Below are 3,841 nucleotides of genomic sequence, written 5' to 3'. Positions count from 1 at the left end.
GACTCTATCAGACTCTTTCGTGTCCGACTTCCTCGGTGCTTTCCAGGTTTTCGCTTTCGCGTTTCCCTTTCCGGCGGTTCCGACTCTATCAGAAGTTTTCCACCGGATTTCCCCGGCTTCGATTCCCGAATGAAGAGTCGACTGTCCCCACATGAAAGCGATCCTTGTGGGGGCTGCTGCCGAACGTTTCCGCTCCAGGCAACTGCTCAACTCTACAACCGTGTCCGGTAGGAGTCAAAACGCCGCCTGCAGCCCCACCCCGCGGCCTCGTCCCCACCCCCGCCGCAGCACCGAGACGCGCTCGCCCGGCCTCGCGCCAAGCACGCATGGATCGGCGCCGGCAGGCTGCGGGGCGGCCGGGGCGTTCTCGTCGGCGACGACGGACCGGTCCGCTGGGACGCGGTCGGCATGCGGTGCGTCGCGGACCGCTTCCGTGCGGCCTACCCCCTTGAGATCGGCTACAGCCCACGGATCACCTTCTGGCGCCTTGACCCGTCGGCCGCGGGAGCTGGTGGGCAGAGGGAGATGATGTGCGCGTGAGCAGCGTCGTCAAGGCCGGGTCGCGTGACATGGCTGCGTGGTGGGTGCGGCTCCGTGCGGACGGGGGCGGGGGCCTTGGCGCAGAGATCACTGCTGCGATCTTGAGTGATCTGGCGACTCGCGCCGTCAGCGCCGACACCAGAAGCCACGGCGTCTGCTGCTGGGTCGCGTAGGACCCGCTCCCGGATCACCACCGCCAGGCACCATCCAGCGCTGTGACCGCAGAGGTGCACGGGCGGCTCGTCGTCCTGGTGGGAGCACAACCGCTCATCGTCCGGAGGCTGACGGAGCAGGAGAGGCAGCAGCTCCAAGCAGATCGTTCGGCGGCGCCCTACCTGTTCGGTGTGGTTTCGGCGGACGATGCTGCTGCCGGCCTCGGCCGGCGCCAGCACCGATCCGGTGATCGCGCGTTTGGTCCAGGTGGTCGAGGACACCGTCCGTGAAGTGTTCAACCCATCAGGACCTGTCCGGCGGATCATGGTTGTTGGGGGCTGTGGTCGAGCGGGAATCGCTTCTGGTCGGCGGCAGTGCGCGGAACTCGTCGAAGCCGGTGAGCCTCGCATCGTCGCCCAATGACGGGCGCGTCGTCTTCGCGATGTCACCTCGCCTGTCTGCTGCACTCGCGCACGCGGGGCACCCGGGTCGAATGACGTGGCTGCCGCGTGGGCTCGGGTGCGTGCCGAGGACGGCGAGGCCCTCGACAGGGAGATCGCGGAGGCGATCGCCCGGGACTGCTTCAGGGGTTGATCGCCCGTGCGACCGTGCTGCGCTTCTTGTAGCGGTCCTCATCGAAGCGGGGCGGCCATCCACCGCGTGAGCCCTTGCGTATGGGGGCTGCCTGGCTGTCGGTCTTTCCGGGAGGGCGTGGCGGATGCCCGGTCGCCGCAGGTAGTCGCGGATGGGGCCGTAAGCCTTGTCGACCGCGAGGCTGCCGGGCTTCTGGCGTGGCCGGCCCCGGGGCCAGGTCCGGCAACACGGATCGTGCCAAGACCGGCTTGACGCGGGTGGAGCTCGCTGGGGAACCCGCCGCGCGAGCGCTCCATGCCCTCGCTTCCCACATCACCCTCCATTAGGCGGGGGCGACGAGACTCTGCCACGGCGTCCCGTCCTGGTGTCCCGCCCCTGCGGTCCCGTTTGATCCGGTTCCGGAAGCGGATCGGTACGGGCAAGGCGCGTGCTGATGCACGCGGATGATGGTGGAGGTGACCGAGATGGCCCAGTCGATCTCGCCGGCGACGCTGGCTGCGGCCTCTTGACCTGCTGGAGCAAGCGTTCCCAGGTGCCGTCGGCCGATCCAAGACAGGGGGCGTGCTCGCAGACGTCTTCCACCCCCCGAACCATTCGAGCAGATCACACCACTGCACCCGGTCCGCACCCGGTGAAACCCGTCGATCACCAGGCGGTGATCCAGCCACCTGCCAAAACGCCTGTTGCTGGCCGGTAGGAGCCGCAGCCCTTCCTAATCCAGGCGGCCGTCTCAGGTGTCCGGCACTGTCGCGCTGGTCCGTGACGGCCGGGAGTGGAGGACCCACGGCAGGGCGGCCGTGGACTCATCGACGACCTGGGCTGCCTTCCGCACGATTCGCGCCGCCCTGACGGCGCTGGTCCACCTGGGCCGAGAGGATGTGGACCGCGAAGAAGATGCATCTGTGCTTCACCCCCCATCTACGCGCCCTGGGCCAATCGCATCGAGGCCCACTGTGGCAGTTCACCCCTGACGACTCCCGACACCCGAACCAGCCCCCTGTACTCGCGAAACCAGAAGGCCCGCCGCCCCGCCGCCCAGACAGCCCACCGACGCGAACGCAGACCGACCACCAGCCCAGGGCGCCATACGGCCCCCAGCAGCAGCCGCTTCTGATCATGGCGATCCGGAGCAGCATCTTCTTGCGGTGCCCTCGCCCCGCCAGCCGGGGTGCGCGCATCCCTCCGCAAGGGCGGACATCCTCGCCGGGTAGGCGCCGCGGAAGACGACTTCGACGGTGTCCAGGCCGCCGCTACGGCCTACGTCCTCGCTCCGGAGAGAGCGGCAGCCCGCGCGGAGGGCCGGCGGGCTTGGCCACGTCCGGCTCGCCCTGGTCGCTGCCGCCGACGGCACTCCGGCGGCTCCGTTCACTGCCGTGCGAGTGCTGCCGTCACCCGACGAGTCCTGATGGGCCGCCGCGACGGCCCGGCGACGGTCGTCGCGGGACGTCTGTGCAGGGCCTCCGCACTCCAGCTCCCGTTCGCTGTGATCGCGGGGCGAGCGGGGGCCGGACGGCAGTGCGCCCGGCCCTCGAGGATCTGCGGCGATCGGGGGATCGGGGGGATCAGCGGCGCACTACAGGGGCACGGTGTCCCCCTCCGTGCCCGAAGCAGTCGCCGCCCTCGCCGCATCCGAAGCCATGGGGCTCGCTCGGGGCGGTTTCGCCGAAGACGTGGACATCGCTGCGGGGAGTTGGATGCCTGCGCGTTCGTTCCCGTCCTCTGCGAGAGGCCTCTCGAGGTGAGGTGGTCCGCTGAAGGTCAGAGGTTGACGCGCTTGAGGTAGACCCGGCTGCGGTGCGGGATGGTCTGGTACCAGACCATGAGGCGTTCGTCCTCGTACGTACGCAGCCGCATCGGATGGGGGTCCTCGTAGAGACTGCCGTCCTTGGGGTCGATGGCCATCGCGGCGAGGTCGACCAGGCCGTCCATGACCGCTCCGACCAGTTCCTGCTGTGCCGCGGGCATGTCGCCGAGGACCCACACGCGGCCGGGGTCGCACTCCCACGCCCAGCCGCTGTCGTTCTCGACGCCTTCGCCGCGCGGGGTCACTGACCGATCTCGCGCTGGGCCTCGGCGAGGATGCGGCTGCTGGTCTCCATGGCGGCGCGGAACTGTTCCTCTGTGGCGTCGGGGTCACCCGCGACGCGTTCTGCCTCGTGCAGCGCGGCCACGCGTGCGGGCCAGCGGTGGATGGCCACGTGCGTTGCCCACTTGATCAGGAAGAACCGCAGCGGGTTGATGGCGCCCGTCTCCGCGGCACGGTCGAAGGCCTCGTTGCATTCCTTGTCGAGCACGGCCAGGTTGGCCATGTCGATCCGGCGCACGGCGTCCCGCAGGGCTTCCCGTGTCATCGCCGGCTGAGGGATGAGAGGCCCGCCGTCTTCCACCTGCTGTGCTGTCATCGTGTCCTCCAGGGGAACGCTGGCCAGGATACCGAGCGGAGCCCCGGCACCAGCCCCTGAACGCAGAAAAGCCCCGCACCAGAAGGTGCGGGGCTTTCCCACAATGATTGTTCGGCGGCGTCCTACTCTCCCACAGGGTCCCCCCTGCAGTA

The 3,841-nt window shown here is 69.1% G+C and carries 2 protein-coding genes; both read right to left on the bottom strand.

Annotated elements, in window-relative coordinates; translation table 11 throughout:
- Positions 1–3,045: 3,045 nt before the first annotated feature.
- Entirely contained in the window at positions 3,046–3,336 is a 291-nt protein-coding gene (locus tag ACZ6JS_RS35490; protein WP_469304216.1) for a hypothetical protein, read from the bottom strand.
- Positions 3,333–3,689 carry a hypothetical protein gene (locus tag ACZ6JS_RS35485; protein WP_469304214.1) on the bottom strand — a complete coding sequence of 119 codons (357 nt, stop codon included), beginning with the start codon at positions 3,687–3,689 and terminating at the stop codon, positions 3,333–3,335. The genes ACZ6JS_RS35490 and ACZ6JS_RS35485 overlap by 4 nt, the downstream gene beginning before the upstream one ends.
- Between the last annotated feature and the right edge of the window lie 152 nt (positions 3,690–3,841).

It is taken from the genome of Streptomyces sp. NPDC046349, assembly GCF_055587885.1.
Note: the sequence above shows the minus strand (reverse complement) of the source record. Positions and strands in the feature narration are given on the sequence as shown.